Origin of the sequence: Streptomyces montanus, assembly GCF_005786655.1 — a bacterium.
Taxonomy (GTDB): domain Bacteria; phylum Actinomycetota; class Actinomycetes; order Streptomycetales; family Streptomycetaceae; genus Streptomyces; species Streptomyces sporangiiformans.
The window spans coordinates 1-14,324 of sequence record NZ_VBZC01000028.1; the positions used below are offsets into that span (position 1 = coordinate 1).

The 14,324-nt window shown below is 68.8% G+C and carries 11 protein-coding genes; 7 read left to right on the forward strand and 4 right to left on the reverse strand.

The window, feature by feature from the left end; all coding sequences use genetic code 11:
* Positions 1–248: 248 nt before the first annotated feature.
* A complete protein-coding gene (locus FE633_RS24470) occupies positions 249–542 on the reverse strand; it encodes a putative quinol monooxygenase (RefSeq protein WP_138047340.1) in 294 nt (97 codons plus the stop codon).
* Between the two features lie 428 nt (positions 543–970).
* On the opposite strand from FE633_RS24470, the gene FE633_RS24475 reads away from it, so the two are divergent.
* The 4 genes from FE633_RS24475 (at position 971) to FE633_RS24490 (ending at position 5,094) form a co-directional block, all read left to right on the forward strand.
* On the forward strand, positions 971–1,996 hold the full coding sequence (locus FE633_RS24475) for a sugar ABC transporter substrate-binding protein (protein ID WP_138047341.1): 1,026 nt from the start codon (positions 971–973) through the stop codon (positions 1,994–1,996).
* A gap of 152 nt (positions 1,997–2,148) precedes the next feature.
* Positions 2,149–3,144 (forward strand): ABC transporter permease, encoded by a 996-nt coding sequence (locus FE633_RS24480; RefSeq protein WP_138047342.1) that lies wholly within the window; start codon positions 2,149–2,151, stop codon positions 3,142–3,144.
* Positions 3,141–3,974, forward strand: coding sequence for an ATP-binding cassette domain-containing protein (locus FE633_RS24485; protein WP_138047343.1), 834 nt, complete (start codon positions 3,141–3,143; stop codon positions 3,972–3,974). Before FE633_RS24480 ends, FE633_RS24485 begins: the two co-directional genes overlap by 4 nt.
* Positions 3,975–4,047: 73 nt before the next feature.
* On the forward strand, positions 4,048–5,094 hold the full coding sequence (locus FE633_RS24490) for a LacI family DNA-binding transcriptional regulator (RefSeq protein WP_138047344.1): 1,047 nt from the start codon (positions 4,048–4,050) through the stop codon (positions 5,092–5,094).
* Positions 5,095–5,121: 27 nt separating this feature from the next.
* Here the strand turns inward: FE633_RS24490 and FE633_RS24495 are convergent, their stop codons facing one another.
* A complete protein-coding gene (locus FE633_RS24495) occupies positions 5,122–6,936 on the reverse strand; it encodes a DUF6055 domain-containing protein (protein WP_138047345.1) in 1,815 nt (604 codons plus the stop codon).
* Positions 6,937–7,107: 171 nt separating this feature from the next.
* Positions 7,108–8,451, reverse strand: a complete 1,344-nt coding sequence (locus FE633_RS24500; RefSeq protein ID WP_138047346.1) for a glycoside hydrolase family protein — start codon at positions 8,449–8,451, stop codon at positions 7,108–7,110.
* A 113-nt stretch (positions 8,452–8,564) separates the two neighbouring features.
* Between FE633_RS24500 and FE633_RS24505 the strand changes: the two genes are divergently transcribed.
* The 3 genes from FE633_RS24505 to FE633_RS24515 all read left to right on the forward strand — a co-directional run bounded on the left by FE633_RS24505 (position 8,565) and on the right by FE633_RS24515 (position 11,787).
* Positions 8,565–9,908, forward strand: a complete 1,344-nt coding sequence (locus FE633_RS24505; protein WP_246113814.1) for a sugar ABC transporter substrate-binding protein — start codon at positions 8,565–8,567, stop codon at positions 9,906–9,908.
* Positions 9,909–10,066: 158 nt separating this feature from the next.
* Positions 10,067–10,942, forward strand: coding sequence for a carbohydrate ABC transporter permease (locus FE633_RS24510; RefSeq protein WP_138047348.1), 876 nt, complete (start codon positions 10,067–10,069; stop codon positions 10,940–10,942).
* Positions 10,939–11,787, forward strand: a complete 849-nt coding sequence (locus tag FE633_RS24515) for a carbohydrate ABC transporter permease (protein ID WP_138047349.1) — start codon at positions 10,939–10,941, stop codon at positions 11,785–11,787. The genes FE633_RS24510 and FE633_RS24515 overlap by 4 nt, the downstream gene beginning before the upstream one ends.
* A gap of 25 nt (positions 11,788–11,812) precedes the next feature.
* Here FE633_RS24515 and FE633_RS24520 read toward each other — a convergent pair whose 3' ends face one another.
* Complete coding sequence (locus tag FE633_RS24520) at positions 11,813–14,287, reverse strand: SpoIIE family protein phosphatase (RefSeq protein ID WP_138047350.1); 2,475 nt, start codon at positions 14,285–14,287, stop codon at positions 11,813–11,815.
* Positions 14,288–14,324 lie beyond the last annotated feature (37 nt).

Below are 14,324 nucleotides of genomic sequence, written 5' to 3' on the forward strand. Positions count from 1 at the left end.
GGCGCGCGAGGCCGAGGCCGAGGAGCGCCGGGTCCGCGACCGGCAGCGCGACAGCGACCGCGCGGCGCGCCAGGCCCAGCGCCGCGCCGACGCCGCGGCCGCACGCCTGAAGCGCCTGTCCGGCGACATGTAGTCGTCCCGCCCCCAACTCCCCCGTCCCCACGTCGTCGACCGGCCGGCGAGAGGAAAACGCCCTACGGCGCCCAGAGTTCACCAGGGGTCACCAGGGATGGGACAACCGGCCCGGATCAGGCCAGGGGGTCGATGAAGGTCAGTACCGAGGCGTCCTCTTCGATCAGCGGGGCGAGCGCGATGTTGAACGGCCCGCCGTACGGGGCGTTCAGGTGCGCCTGGAAGGCGTCTTCGTCCCGGTACACCTCGAAGATCCAGTAGGCGCGTGGGTTGGACGCCTTGGTGTAGACGTCGAAGGCGAGGTTGCCGTCTTCCTCGCGCACCTTCCGGGCGTAGTCCCGCATCAGGCGGGCGACGTCGTCCTCCTCCCCTTTGCGGGCGGTGAATTCGGCGAACAGGGTCTTCGTCACGGTGTCGCGTCCTCGCGTTGTGGGGTGCGGACGGTTGTCCACGGCGCTCGACCGAGCCATGTCATCGTTGACTTATGTCAGCGATGACATCGAACGGGAACCGATGATGAGCGAAGCCTCGTCGCCGCGTCAACCGTTCGAACGTGACTGCTCCTGAAGGTCCCGCACGAGAAGCCCCCGCGGGTCCCCCGACCGCCGTGTCCGCGCGCCTGCGATGGCCGTCGGCAGCCGCGACGACCTGCGCCCGTTCGCCGTCCCGCGACTTCGGGACGTTGCCGAATTGTGACGGGTGCAAGGCATTGACGTTCCCGGGAGCCGGGTCCATCATCCTCGGCAAGTGTCAACGATGACATAAGTCAACGATGACACCAGGGGACGGCATGCATCGATGCCGGCCGCCTCATCCGCAACCCAGCAGGAGCCCCTCCATGTTGCGCACCACTCGTTCGACCGCCTTCCTCCTCAGATCTGCCGCATGCCTGGGCGTCGCGGCCCTCTCCCTGACGGCTTGTGGGCCCGGCTCCGGGTCGGATTCCACCGGCTCCGGCTCGGGGAAGGATGTCAAGGTCGGTCTGATCACCAAGACCGACACCAACCCGTTCTTCGTGAAGATGAAGGAAGGCGCGGAGAAGTCCGCCAAGGAAAACGGCGTAAAGCTGGTCAGCGCGGCGGGCAAGTTCGACGGGGACAATGCCGGGCAGGTCACCGCCATCGAGAACATGGTCGCCTCCGGGGTGAAGGGCATCCTGATCACCCCGAGTGACTCCAAGGCCATCCTGCCCGCGATCGAGAAGGCCCGGGCCAAGGGAATCCTGGTCATCGCCCTGGACAGCCCGACCGAGCCGCAGGACGCGGTCGACGCCCTCTTCGCCACCAACAACTTCAAGGCCGGCCAGCTGATCGGCGAGTACGCCAAGGCGGCCATGAAGGGCAAGAAGGCCACGATAGCCACGCTCGACCTGGCGCCGGGTGTCGCCGTCGGGGTCCAGCGGCACGACGGCTTCTTGAAGGGGTTCGGCATCGGCGCGAAGGACCCGGCGGTCGTCTGTTCCCAGGACACCGCGGGCGACCAGTCCAAGGGGCAGACCGCCATGGAGAACTGCCTTCAGAAGTCGCCCGGCATCAACGTCGTATACACCATCAACGAGCCTGCCGCGCTGGGTGCGTACACCGCGCTGAAGGCCAAGGGCCGGGAGAAGGACGTTCTGATCGTCTCCGTCGACGGCGGCTGCACCGGCACCCAGGCCGTCAAGGACGGCAAGATCGCCGCGACGTCGCAGCAGTACCCGCTGAAGATGGCCGCCGAGGGCGTCAAGGCCGTCGCGACGTTCGCCAAGGACGGCAAGAAGGCGTCCGGTTACACCGACACCGGCGTCACCCTGATCAGCGACAAGCCGCAGGACGGGGTCACGTCCAAGGACACCGCCTACGGCCTGGACAACTGCTGGGGCTAAAACCGCGTTTCCGAGGCCCGTTCGACGCCGCCTCTCCCCCTAAGCGGGGCGGCCGGTCCCAACCCCTCCCCGGCCTGGGACGGCCGCCCCCTCGTCTGCTTGTCCTCCGGCAAGGAGTGACAAGGGCTTCTGTCTTCCGACAAGGACTTCGCATGACTGCCACGTCCACGCCGTACGCCGACCTCAAGGCGCCGACCACGGCCCGCAGGCTGCTCACGGCGCCGACCGCCGGCCCGCTGGCCGCCCTCCTGATTGCCTGTCTGTTCTTCTCCCTGACGACCGACCAGTTCCTCACCGGCGGGAACTTCTCCCTGATCGTGCAGCAGGTCATGGTCGTCGGCACCCTCGCCATCGGACAGACCCTGATCATCCTCACCGCGGGCATCGACCTGTCGTGCGGGACCGTGATGGCGTTCGGCAGCATCGTGATCGCCAAGATGGCGGCCGAGGGCTCCGTGCCGCCCCTCGTCGCCATCGCTCTGGGGCTGGCCGTCTGCGGCGGCTTCGGCCTGGCCAACGGGCTGCTGGTGCAGAAGATCCCGCTGCCCCCGTTCATCGTCACCCTCGGCATGCTCAACGTGGCGTTCGCGCTGACGCACATCTATTCCGAAGAGCAGACGATCAGCAACCTACCCGGGCCGGTGACCGCACTGGGGGAGACCTTCCCGCTCGGCTACACGGACATCACCTACGGGTCCCTGTTCACCATCGCCCTCTTCCTCCTCTTCGCGTACGCGCTGAGCAACACCTCCTGGGGCCGGCACGTCTACGCCCTGGGCAACAACAAGGAAGCGGCGCGGCTGAACGGCCTGCGCACCTCCCCGCTGACCATCGGCATCTACACCACGGCCGGCGTCCTGTACGGAATCGCCGCGCTGCTGCTCATCTCCCGCACCGGAGTCGGCGACCCCCAGGCAGGCCAGACCGACAACCTCGACAGCATCACCGCCGTGGTCCTCGGCGGCACCAGCCTCTTCGGCGGACGCGGATCGGTCCTGGGCACCTTCATCGGTGTCCTCATCGTGGGCGTTTTCCGCAACGGCCTGCAGCTGATGGGCGTCGCCTCCATCTACCAGACCCTGATCACCGGAGTACTGGTGATCCTGGCGGTGACCGTCGACCAGATCTCCCGGAAGAAGGCCCGATGACCGCCACCGCTCCCTCCCCCGTTCTGCAGGCCCGCGGTCTGGTCAAGCACTACGGCCACGTCACCGCCATCGACGGCGCCGACTTCGACCTCCTGCCCGGCGAGGTCCTCGCCGTCATCGGCGACAACGGAGCCGGCAAGACCAGCCTCATCAAGGCCCTCACCGGCGCTCTGGTCCCCGACGCGGGCGAGATACGTCTCAACGGCGAACCCATCCAGTTCTCCGGGCCGCAGAGTGCGCGCAGCCACGGCATCGAAACGGTCTACCAGGACCTCGCGGTGGCCGCCTCCATGGACATCGCCTCCAACATGTTCCTCGGCCGCGAACTGCGCCGCCCCGGCCTCCTCGGCAGCGCCTTCCGCATGCTCGACAAGAAGCGCATGCGGAAGGAGGCGGCCGAGCACATGGCCGACCTGAAGATCGGCCTGCGCTCGCTCACCCAGGCGGTCGAGACGCTCTCCGGCGGCCAGCGCCAGGCCGTCGCGGTCGCCCGCGCCGTGGCATGGGCCCGCAGCGTCGTCGTCATGGACGAACCCACCGCCGCCCTCGGCGTCAAGGAGTCCGGCCAGGTCCTGGACCTCATCCGCCGCGTCCGCGACAAGGGCATGCCGGTCGTCCTGATCAGCCACAACATGCCTCATGTCTTCGAGATCGCCGACCGGATCCACGTCCACCGGCTGGGCCGCCGCGCCGCCGTGATCAGGCCCTCCGACTACTCGATGGCGGAGGTCGTCGCCATCATGACCGGCGCGCTCACGGTCGACGAGGCCGGAGGTACTGTCGTCGCGGACTCGGATGCCGCGAAGGCCGCGGGAGTCCAGGCCAACTGACCATCACTCAGCACTTATCGGTTCCGGCCGGCGCAGCGGCCGGAACCGATGAGCACACAGGAAACGGCTCTACATGGCAGCGAACCGCCGCCCCACCCTGGCCGACGTCGCCCGAGAAGTAGGCGTCAGCGCCAAGACGGTCTCTCGTGTTCTCAACGGGGACGGACCCGTTTCACCCCGGACCAGGGAACAGGTTCTCGCGGCCGTGGCCGAACTCGGCTTCCAGCCGAACCTCATGGCACGCAACATCCGGGTCGGCGGACCCGACACCACCATAGGACTGGTCGTCCCCGACCTCGGCAACCCCTTCTTCGGAGCCGTGGCCGGCGGTATCGAGGACACCGTCCGCGACCGCGGCCTGACCCTGCTCATGGGCTCCTCCGCCGAGGACCCCGACCGTGAACGTGACCTGACGGAGAAGTTCCTGGCCCGCCGAGTCAGCATCCTGATGGTCGTGCCGTCCGCCGGCGCCGACCACTCCCACCTCAGGACCCATCGCGCCACGGGCCTGCCCGTGGTCTTCATCGACCGGCCGGCTGTCGGCATTTCCGCGGACAGCGTTGTCAGCTCCAACCGTGCGGGCGCGCACGACGGTGTCGCCCACCTGATCGCCCACGGTCACCGGCGTATCGGTTTCGTCGGCGATCTTCCCGCCAAGCTCTACACACGCCGCGAACGTCTGAGCGGATACCGCTCGGCGCTGCGGGAAGCCGGCATTGCCCATGACCGCTCCCTGGTCACCAGTGCCCACGACCAGCATGGGGCGGCCGACGCGACCTCCCAGCTCCTCGCCCTGGCGGATCCCCCGACAGCCCTGTTCGCCGGAAACAACATGGTCGCGCTGGGAATCGTCGCCGAACTCTCCCGCAGCAAACGGAAGGACATCGCCGTCGTCGCCTTCGACGACCTGCCGCTCGCCGAGGCACTTGAACCGGCCCTGACCGTCGTCGCGCAGGACCCCGAAGAAATCGGCAGGACAGCCGCGGCCACCGCCCTGGCACGGCTGGACGGCGACCGCTCCCGCACTCGCTCCCGCACGATCACCGTCCCCACCCGGCTGATCGTCCGAGGCTCGGGCGAGCGCCCTGCCCCCGCGATGCAGGGTGCTGCCTCCAACTGACGTGCGGCGGCGGGTGGATCGACGCACTCACTGGATGGTGATCGCGAGTTCCTCGTCCGTGAACGTGCGGTGCTGCGGGTTGATGTCGCTCTCGCCGCCCCTGCCGTCGCAACCGCGGTCGGGATGGAACATCAGGTACGTGCCGGACGAGCAGGTGATCCACATCTCGGCGTCTCCGCCGAGCACGGTGCTGCCCGAGAGGTCGGCGCCTCCCTGAACGATGGCGTTGTCCTTGACGACTGCGTTGCCGCTGATCCGGGCGCCGGAGTTGACCCAGGCCAGGCCTTCGATACGGGCGTTGCCGGTCACGGTCGAGCTGCCGAACACCGCGGCGCGTGGGCCGACGTACACGGTGGAGGCGACACTGGCCCGGTTGTCGACCCAGCCGCCGCCGTTGGAGTGCCAGTGGCCGCCGCCCGTCGCGGCCGGTTTCTGGTGGCCGGGTTCGTGGCCGGAGGGGGTGGCGCCGCTGATACGGAACTCGTACGGATAGCGGTGGTTCTTGGGATAGCCGTCGAGGAAGCCGTAGTGGTGCACGGTGTTCGGGGTGCCGGTGACGACCAGGTAGACCTCCTTCTCGCCTGGTTGGGTCTGGAAGCTGATCTGGCCGTCGGAGCTGCTGGAGACGGTCCCGTAGCGGGGAGTGCCGTTCCTGACGGCCACGAAACCGTACGACCAGCCGGAGCCCCCAGCCGCGTTGACGTGCCCCTTGAGGTGCAGCTTGATCAGGGCTCCGTCACTGGCGGGCACCAGCTTGATCTTGTTGTAGCCGTAGTCGGAGGGCGCGAGGGCGTCCGGGATCGCGTAGTGGCCGGCCGACTGGTTCACGGCGTTCACGGGGACGCCGTTGTAGGCGTTGACGAAGCCCGCGCCGTACACGTTGTTGATGAACGGCATGATGTGACTGCGGTTGGAGTAGTCGTACGTGACCTGGCGTTGGGTGTACTCGGCGACTCTTGTGTTGAGCTGAGCCTGTGTCAGGTCGTTGATGCGGCGGTACGTCTCCAGCGGGTGCTCGGTGTTTCTCGCCTGGTTCCAGATGTCGTTGAAGGTCTTGATGCCGCCGTACTTGTCGACGAGGTACTGGATCAGCATCCAGTTGCCGTAGTGGTGGCGGCTGGAGGAGTACGCCAGGCTCTCGGTGCGCAGGAACCGGGTCAGGTCGCCCGCGCCGCCGTCCGGGTACACCTGCATCGCCATGAACTCGGCGCTGCTCTCCCAGAACGTGCCGGCCGACGGGTCGGTGAGGCCCGCGCCCCCGCCCTTGCCGAGGAACGTGTAGTTCTGGAAGACGTGGCCGAGTTCATGGGCCAGTCCCCAGGAACCGGGCGCGGCCGCGGCGGGCGCGATGTTGATGACGCCGACCCTGCCGTCTGCCGAGCCGCCGGTGGCCCAGGCATCGAGTTCCGTGCGGTTCCAGGTTCGCGTGACGATCACATTGATCTTGTGCTGGGCCAGCAGACCAGTCTCGGGGGTGAACTTCATGGTGTTCACGTAGAAGGAGTACAGGTTTTCCAGCTGGCTGAGAATGTTGTCCGGGTCGAACCGGTAGTCCGAGGGGGCGTTCTTCGGGTTGGTACCCGACTTCTCGCCCCACAGCAGGATGAAGTTGGCCGATTCCTTGGTGCGCTCCTGCTTCCACGGGACCTCACCCGTCGCGGCCCAACTGGGCGGGATGTAGACGCTCTTCGCCGCCGCCGCGGTCCGCGCCTCCGCGGGCGGCGCGGCGTCCGGGTGGGCCGACACGGGGGTGACCGCCAGGGCGGCGCCCAGCGCCCATACCGCCAGTACGACGCCGGAGCGTCGCGTACATGTCAATAAGCCTCGCGCAGTGATCGTCATGTGGGGACCCTCTGTTCGACGAATCGACTCGGCTCCGCTTCCCTCACGAAGCCGCGACATGGTGCCATGGGAGCGCTCCCGTGACCAGTCAACTGCGGCCGCCGGAAACGCCGTTGACCCCTGGGACAGGGCGAGGACCGAGCGCCTCGCCGACTGCCGCCGCGACCCGGGTCACCCAGCGACGCCCGGCCAGATCGCCGAGGCGTCGTCGCGGTGCGGGCTCGGCAGGCGTACGGGGCACACCGGAACGGAGCGGGCGGCCCCTTCCCCGGTCGCCGTCCAGGTCACGGGGTGACCCGAGTAGCACATGGTCATCAGCACGAACACGCCGTCCGCGTACACCTCGACGTACTCACCGACGGTCAGGATGCGCAGTCGCCGTACGGGCCGGGCGAGCACCGTCGCCTGGAGCACGGATCCGCCGGGTCCGGTCACCCGGACGCGTTTCTCGTCGCAGTGAACCGCGAGCGCGGGGCCGCCGGTGTCCCTGCGCAGGACCACCTCGGTCCGTCCGGTGATGTCGATGTCCCCGACCGCATGCGGAACCGATTGGTCCGTGGGCTCCTCCAGCCAGTCGTCCAGGCCGCTCCACCACTCCAGCCGGGCCACGGCACCGGCCGGGCCACCAGGTGCCACGCTCAGCACCTTGGGCTGGGCCAGCATGCCCCGGCACAGATCACCGGAGTCCCGCAGACCGACCCGGCGGGGGGCGGTGTGCAGTACGACCCTGGCACCGTCCGGCGCCGTGATCACCCGGGGGGCGTAGGCGCCCGGCGGAGCGACCGGGCCCAGGCGCTCCCACGGCCCCTCCAGCCGTGGCGCCGACCAGGCATCGAACCAGCCGGCGGAGCCCACACCGCCGAACAGCAGCCAGCCGTCTGCCGTCCGCTCCAGCACCGGACATTCCAACTCGTCGACGTCGCCGGGTGAGAGGAGCGGCGGGTGCACCTGCCAGTGCGTCAGATCGGGCGACGTGGCGAACCCGACGCAGCCACTGACCTCCAGTGGCAGGGAGGCGTCACTGGCGCAGACGACCATGGCCCAGCCGGTTCCCTCGTCGTCGCGGACGACGAACGGATCGCGCCAGCCCATCGCCTCGCCCGTCCGGTACCAGCGCGGGTCGGCCCGTACCACCGGGCCGGTTCCGTGGCGGCGCCAGGCGGTCCCGTCCCGGCGGTCGGAGAACGCCAGCCCCACGGACTGGAGCGGCCAACCGGCGGCCGTCAGCCCCTCGACGCCCGTGTAGAACATCGCCAGCCCGTCCCCGTACGGAAACGGATGCATCGTCCATACGGCCTGCTGGTCGAACCGACCCGGCAGTCCGACGCCGAAGGCGGTGTCCCGCGTCTCCCAGGCCACCAGATCGGTGGACGTGGCTCTGCCGAACGAGGTCTCCATGTGCAGATGGTCGAAGCGGTCCGTCCAGGGGCCCTGCAGGTGGAGCACCGTGTAGCGGCCGCCGTCGGACATGACGGCGAAGTCGTTCACGCAGAGGCCGGGCGGGGCGTAGCGCATGCGCGGTTCCTCTCGCCGTGGTGCCGCCCACGCACTGACGCGCGCCAGCGGCTGCCGTCGGAGACTCACAGACATAGCATGACATTTCCTTACAAGTTCCTGGGAGGCCCATCGTGATCGGACCGAGTCGACATCGGATCGTCCGCTGGAGTGCGGCGCTGGTTCTGCCCCTCACAGCTCTCACCGCGTGCGGCGGTGACACTGAGGCTGAAAGCTCGACGCAGAGCGAAGCCGGCAGCGGCAAGGGCGACATCACCATTTGGGCGCACCAGGGCCAGGCGAGTGAGGACAAGGCCCTCCAGGACGCCGTCGCGTCCTTCAACAGCTCGCAGACCGACGTCCAGGCGAGCCTGAGGCTGATCCCCGCCGACGACTACACCAGGACCATCACGGCCACCGACGCATCGGACCTGCCCGACGTGCTGGAGTTCGACGGTCCGACCATGGCGAACTTCATCTACAACCGGAAGCTCACGCCCATCTCCTCGTACGTCTCGTCCAAGACGGTCGACAACGCCACCGACGCCATCAAGGACCAGGGCACGGCGGACGGGCAGCTCTACGGGCTCGGCATGTTCGACTCCGCCCTCGGGCTGTACGGAAACAAGCAACTGCTGGACGCCGCCGGCGTGGACTACCCGAAGGGCCTGTCCGACGCGTGGACCGACGAGCAGTTCACCGACGCCCTCAAGAAGCTCGCCACCAAGGACTCCGACGGCAAGGTCCTGGACATCCAGGAGGCCGAGGGCCTCGGCACCGAATGGGGGACGTACGGCTTCTCCCCCATCCTCTGGTCGGCCGGAGGCAAGCTCATCCAGGACGACAAGGCCACCGGGGTGATGAACACACCCGAAGCGGTCGACGCGTTCAAGACCTTCCAGTCCTGGAAGCCGTACGTCGACCCGAACACCGACGCCAACGCGATGACGGCCAGGCGGGTCGCACTGAGCTGGGTCGGCCACTGGCTCTACCCGGCGTACAGCAAGGCCCTCGGTTCCGACCTGGTCATCATGCCGTTGCCGGACTTCGGCAACGGGCCGAAGACAGGTCAGGGCTCGTGGGCCTGGGGTCTCGGCGCCGAGACCAAGAACGGCAAGGCGGCCGGGAAGTTCCTGGACTTTCTGCTGAACGACCAGAGCGTCACCGCGATGACCAACGCCAACGGCGCGCCGCCCGGAACCAAATCGGTGCTCGCGACGAGCCCGCTGTACAAGCGTGGTGGACCGCTGCAGCTGTTCGCCGAACAACTCGACAAACCCTGCGGCGACGTGGACATCACCAAGTCCTGTGTGGCCGTCACCCGGCCCATCACCGCCGGTTACCCGGTGATCACCTCCGAGTTCAGCTCGGCGGTGAACTCCATCTTCGGGGGCACGGACCCGGAGTCCGCGCTGTCCGAGGCGGCCCGGGCGATCGACCGGGACTACGCGGACAACGACGACTACAAGCTGAACTGAGCGGGTGAGGAAGGGCGGTGGTGGCGCACCGGGGCCGCCGGTCCGGCCCTCGGACAGGCGGCCGGACCGGCGGCCGGACCAGGGGCAGGATCGGGGGCCGGACCAGGGGCCGGACCAGGGGCCGGGGCGCGGGCCGGGACGGGGTGCACGGTCTGCTGATGTCAGTACCCACCCTGTTCGGGCTGATCGCCTTCGTCGGCGTGCCCTTCGGCTACGCGGTCGTGCTGTCCTTCTACAACGTGCGGCTCGGTTCCCCCCGGCCGCCGGAGTTCTTCGGGCTGGAGCAGTACCGGCGGCTGTTCACCGACCCCGACCTGTCGGAGCCGTTCCTGCGGTCGCTGCTGAACAATCTCACCTTCGCCGCCGCCGTCGTCCCGCTGCAGACCGGCATCGCCCTCGCGCTGGCCGTGCTGCTCAACCGCCGGTTGAAGGGGATCGGCTTCTTCCGGTCCCTCTTCTTCCTGCCGGTGATCTTCCCGATGGCGCTGGTCGCCGTCATCTGGCGGCTGATCCTCGCCCGCAGTGAACAGGGCATGCTCAACACCGTTCTGTCGTACGTCACCTTCGACCACTGGACCGCGTACGACTGGCTGGGCTCGGCCGAGACCGCGATGGCCTCCGTGGTGGTGCTGTCGGTGTGGCAGGGCGTCGGATTCCAGATGGTCATCCTGCTGGCCGGGCTGCAACAGATCCCTGAGGAGCTGTACGAGGCGGCGAAGATCGACCGGGCCGGCCGCTGGCAGCAGTTCCGCCATGTGACGCTGCCGGGCATCCGGGGCACGCTGGTCTTCGTCGCGCTGCTGACGTCGGTGCTGGCCTTCCGTGTCTTCGACCAGGTCTACATTCTGATCCGGGGCGGCGGAGGGCTCGACGAGGAAGCCACTCGAACCGTCATGTACGAGGCCGTCACGACCGCCTTCGACCAGGGCAACATCGGGATGGCGTCGGCGATCACGGTGGTCTTCTTCGTCATCGTCGTCGCCCTGACGCTCCTGCAGCGCCATGTCGTACGCACCGAGAGCGAGCCGGGGTGAGCCCCCAGGGCCCGTACGGCCGACTGCGCCGCGCCGGCGGTTACCTCGCGCTGAGCGTTCTCGCCGTCCTCTTCGTCCTGCCCGCGATCTATCTGATCATCGGGAGCTTCAAGCCCCCGGACGAGGTGCTCGACGGCCTGTCCGGCTTTGTCCCGACCCATCTGACGCTGCGCAACTACCAAGGGGTGTTCGAGAGCCTTTCCTCCGAAAGCACCGGCTACTTCTGGCAGTTCATGGCCGTGTCGCTCACCGTGGCGGCCGTGGTGGTCGTGGGCGGGCTGCTGGTCAACTCGATGGCGGGGTACGCACTGTCCCGGCTGCGCTGGCGAGGACGCGACGGAGTGTTCACCATCGTGCTGCTGTTGATGCTGGTGCCGTTCGAGTCGGTGGCCGTGCCGCTGTTCTACATGTTCAACGACCATCGGAACACGCTGCACATCCTGGCCCTGCCGTTCATCGCCAACGCCTTCTCGGTGTACCAGTTCCACGCGTTCTTCAGCGGCATTCCGCGCAGTATCGAGGAAGCGGCCCGGATCGACGGCGCGGGGCCGTGGCGCACCCTCTTCTGGATCGTCGTCCCGATGTCCGCACCCGTCTTCGCCTCCGTCGCCGTCCTGACCTTCCTGATCCAGTGGGGTTCCTTCCTCTGGCCGGTGCTCATGATCTCCGACCCCGCGGTACGGCCGCTGCCGCTGGAGATGAGCGTCTTCCAGAGCCAGGAGCCACCCGACTGGGGCCGGATCCTGGCCTTCGGAGTGCTGCTCGTCGCCCCGGTCCTGGTGATGTTCGCGGTCTTCCAGCGCTGGTTCGTGCAGGGCGTGGCGAGTGCGGCCGTCAGAGAGTGAGCGAGCAGGGTGAGTGAGGAGGCGATCAGGCCTCGCGGAGGGACTGTTCGGCCCAGATGATCTTGCCCGTGGGGGTCTGTCGAGTGCCCCAGCGGTCGGTGAGCTGGGCGACGAGCAGGAGGCCACGGCCGCTCTCGTCGTACGTGCGGGCCCGGCGCAGGTGCGGTGTGGCGCTACTGCCGTCGGCGACCTCACAGATCAGGGACTGGTCCTGGATCAGCCGAAGCCGGATCGGGGCCTCGGCGTGCCGGATGGCATTGGTCACGAGCTCGCTGACCACCAGTTCCGTGGTGAAGGTGAGGTCTTCGAGCCCCCAGTGCATCAGCTGGTCGGACGCCACCTTTCGGGCTTCGGCGACGACGGAGGGATCCGCGGCCAGATCCCAGCTGCTGACCTGACCGGGACCGAGGGAACGGGTCCTGGCGATGAGCAGGGCGACATCATCGGTGGGGACCGTGGGAAGCAGTCGCTCGAGAACGGTGCCGCAGGTGCTGTCCAGGGAGTGCCCGGAACGGCGGGCCAGCACACGGCAGAGTTCGTCGAGGTTGCCGGGCCGGGCGTCGATCAGGCCGTCGGTGTAGAGGGCGAGCAGGCTGCCTTCGGGCAGCTCCAGCTCGGTGGCCTCGAAGGGCAGGCCGCCCACGCCGAGCCTGGGGCCGGCCGGGATGTTGAGCAGCTCGACCGTGCCGTCGCTCCTGACAAGAGCGGGCTCCGGGCCACCGGCACGGGCGATGGTGCATTGGCGGGAGATCGGGTCGTACACCGCGTACAGACAGGTGGCGCCCATGTCGTCGGCGGTCTCGGTGCGCTCGGCCCCCTCGTCGGTGCCGGCCCCGTCCGTGCTGCCCCCGTAGCGGCCGGTGCCGTCGGCACGGCTGCCGTCCGCGGCCAGTCGGATGACCAGGTCGTCCAGCTGGGTGAGGAGTTCGTCGGGGGCCAGGTCGACGTCGGCCAGGGTCCGTACGGCGATACGCAGCCGCCCCATGGCTGCCGACGCGTGGATCCCATGACCGATGACATCTCCGACGACCAGGGCGACCCGGGCACCGGACAGCGGGATCACGTCGAACCAGTCGCCGCCCAGGCCTACCTGCGAGCTGCCCGGCAGATAGCGCGTGGCGACCTCCACGGCATGCTGCTGCGGCAGTTGCCTCGGCAGCAGGCTGCGCTGCAGGGTCAGGACGGAGTGCCGCTCGCGGGTGTAGCGGCGGGCGTTGTCGACGCAGACCGCCGCCCTGGCCACCATTTCGCCGGCCAGGGCCAGGTCGTCCGCCGCGAAGGGCGCCGGGCGCCGACGGACGAAGACCGCCACGCCGAGGGTGGTGCCGCGGGCACGCACCGGTATCGACATCACCGAGTGGAAGCCGTAGTCGCGTACCCGGGCGGCCCGAGCGGGATCCGACAGGGCCCACCGGTCGAAGTCGCTGTCTCCCAGCGCGCTCACGACGGGCCGGCCGGAGGCCAGGGCGCGGGCAGGCGGCGAGTAGTCCGGGTAGGTGTCCACCGCGCCCAGCGCGACCACGGCCTCGGGGACGCCCTCGAGCACGGACTGATGCGCGACACGGCGCAGGGCGATGGTGCCGTCGACCGGACCCGACAGCGGTTCGCCGCCGTGCAGTACGGAATCCAGCAGATCGACGCTGACGAAGTCGGCGAACCGCGGGACGGCCATGCCCGCCAGTTCGTCGGCTGTACGCCTGACGTCCAGTGTGGTGCCGATCCGGGCGCCCGCCTCGTTGAGCAAGGCCAGTCGCTGCCGCGCTTCGAACTGCTCGGTGATGTCACATCCCGCGGTGAATACTCCGTACACCCTGCCCGACGGATCCGCCACGGGCGACATGTTGACGGCCCAGGTCAGCTCCCGGGCCCCGGGCGCCATCGGAGCGGAGACCTCATAGCGGATCCCCTGGCCGGTCGCCGCCACGCGGCGCATCGTCTCGGTCACATGCTCGGAGAACGCGGGGGCGGACGGCACCCCCTGCTCCCGGGCGTCCCCGTACAGATCCTCGACGACACGGCCGAGCGCCTGATCGTCCGCTTCGAGGCCGAGCAGGCGGCGGTTCGCGGCGTTGATCCGCACGGTCCGTCCGTCGGCGTCGTAGATCGCGAGGGTGAGCGGGGACAGCTCGAACGCCCACTTCATCAGCTGCGCCTCGTCCGGCGAGTGCATCAGGAACCACTGGGGCTGACCGTCGGCGTCCAGCGTCGACCATGCCCGCAGGTCCGCGTCCAGTCGGCGGCCGTCCTGGTGCCGCAGCGCGATCCTGCCGCTCCAGCTCTGCGACGCGGCCGCGTGCCGCAGGTCGGCCGCGGGCGGATCGTCCGCCAGCAGGAGGGAGGCGGGGTGGCCGATCACATCGGAGGGTCCGTAACCGAGCAACCTCCAGGCACCCGGGCTCCACGCGGTGACCAGGCCCCGTGCGTCGACGGCTGCCACCGCCTCCGTCGTTTCGACGAGACCCTCGCCCCCGCCCCGAGGGGTTTCATCGAACGGATCCATCGTCACTCACCTCGTCGCGGAGCGCCGGCGACCATGC

Coding starts and splice junctions, on each gene's coding strand:
- FE633_RS24475 (WP_138047341.1), top strand. CDS start 971: ATGTTGCGCACCACTCGTTCGACCGCCTTCCTCCTCAGATCTGCCGCA.
- FE633_RS24480 (WP_138047342.1), top strand. CDS start 2,149: ATGACTGCCACGTCCACGCCGTACGCCGACCTCAAGGCGCCGACCACG.
- FE633_RS24485 (WP_138047343.1), top strand. CDS start 3,141: ATGACCGCCACCGCTCCCTCCCCCGTTCTGCAGGCCCGCGGTCTGGTC.
- FE633_RS24490 (WP_138047344.1), top strand. CDS start 4,048: ATGGCAGCGAACCGCCGCCCCACCCTGGCCGACGTCGCCCGAGAAGTA.
- FE633_RS24495 (WP_138047345.1), bottom strand. CDS start 6,936: ATGACGATCACTGCGCGAGGCTTATTGACATGTACGCGACGCTCCGGC.
- FE633_RS24500 (WP_138047346.1), bottom strand. CDS start 8,451: ATGCGCTACGCCCCGCCCGGCCTCTGCGTGAACGACTTCGCCGTCATG.
- FE633_RS24510 (WP_138047348.1), top strand. CDS start 10,067: ATGTCAGTACCCACCCTGTTCGGGCTGATCGCCTTCGTCGGCGTGCCC.
- FE633_RS24520 (WP_138047350.1), bottom strand. CDS start 14,287: ATGGATCCGTTCGATGAAACCCCTCGGGGCGGGGGCGAGGGTCTCGTC.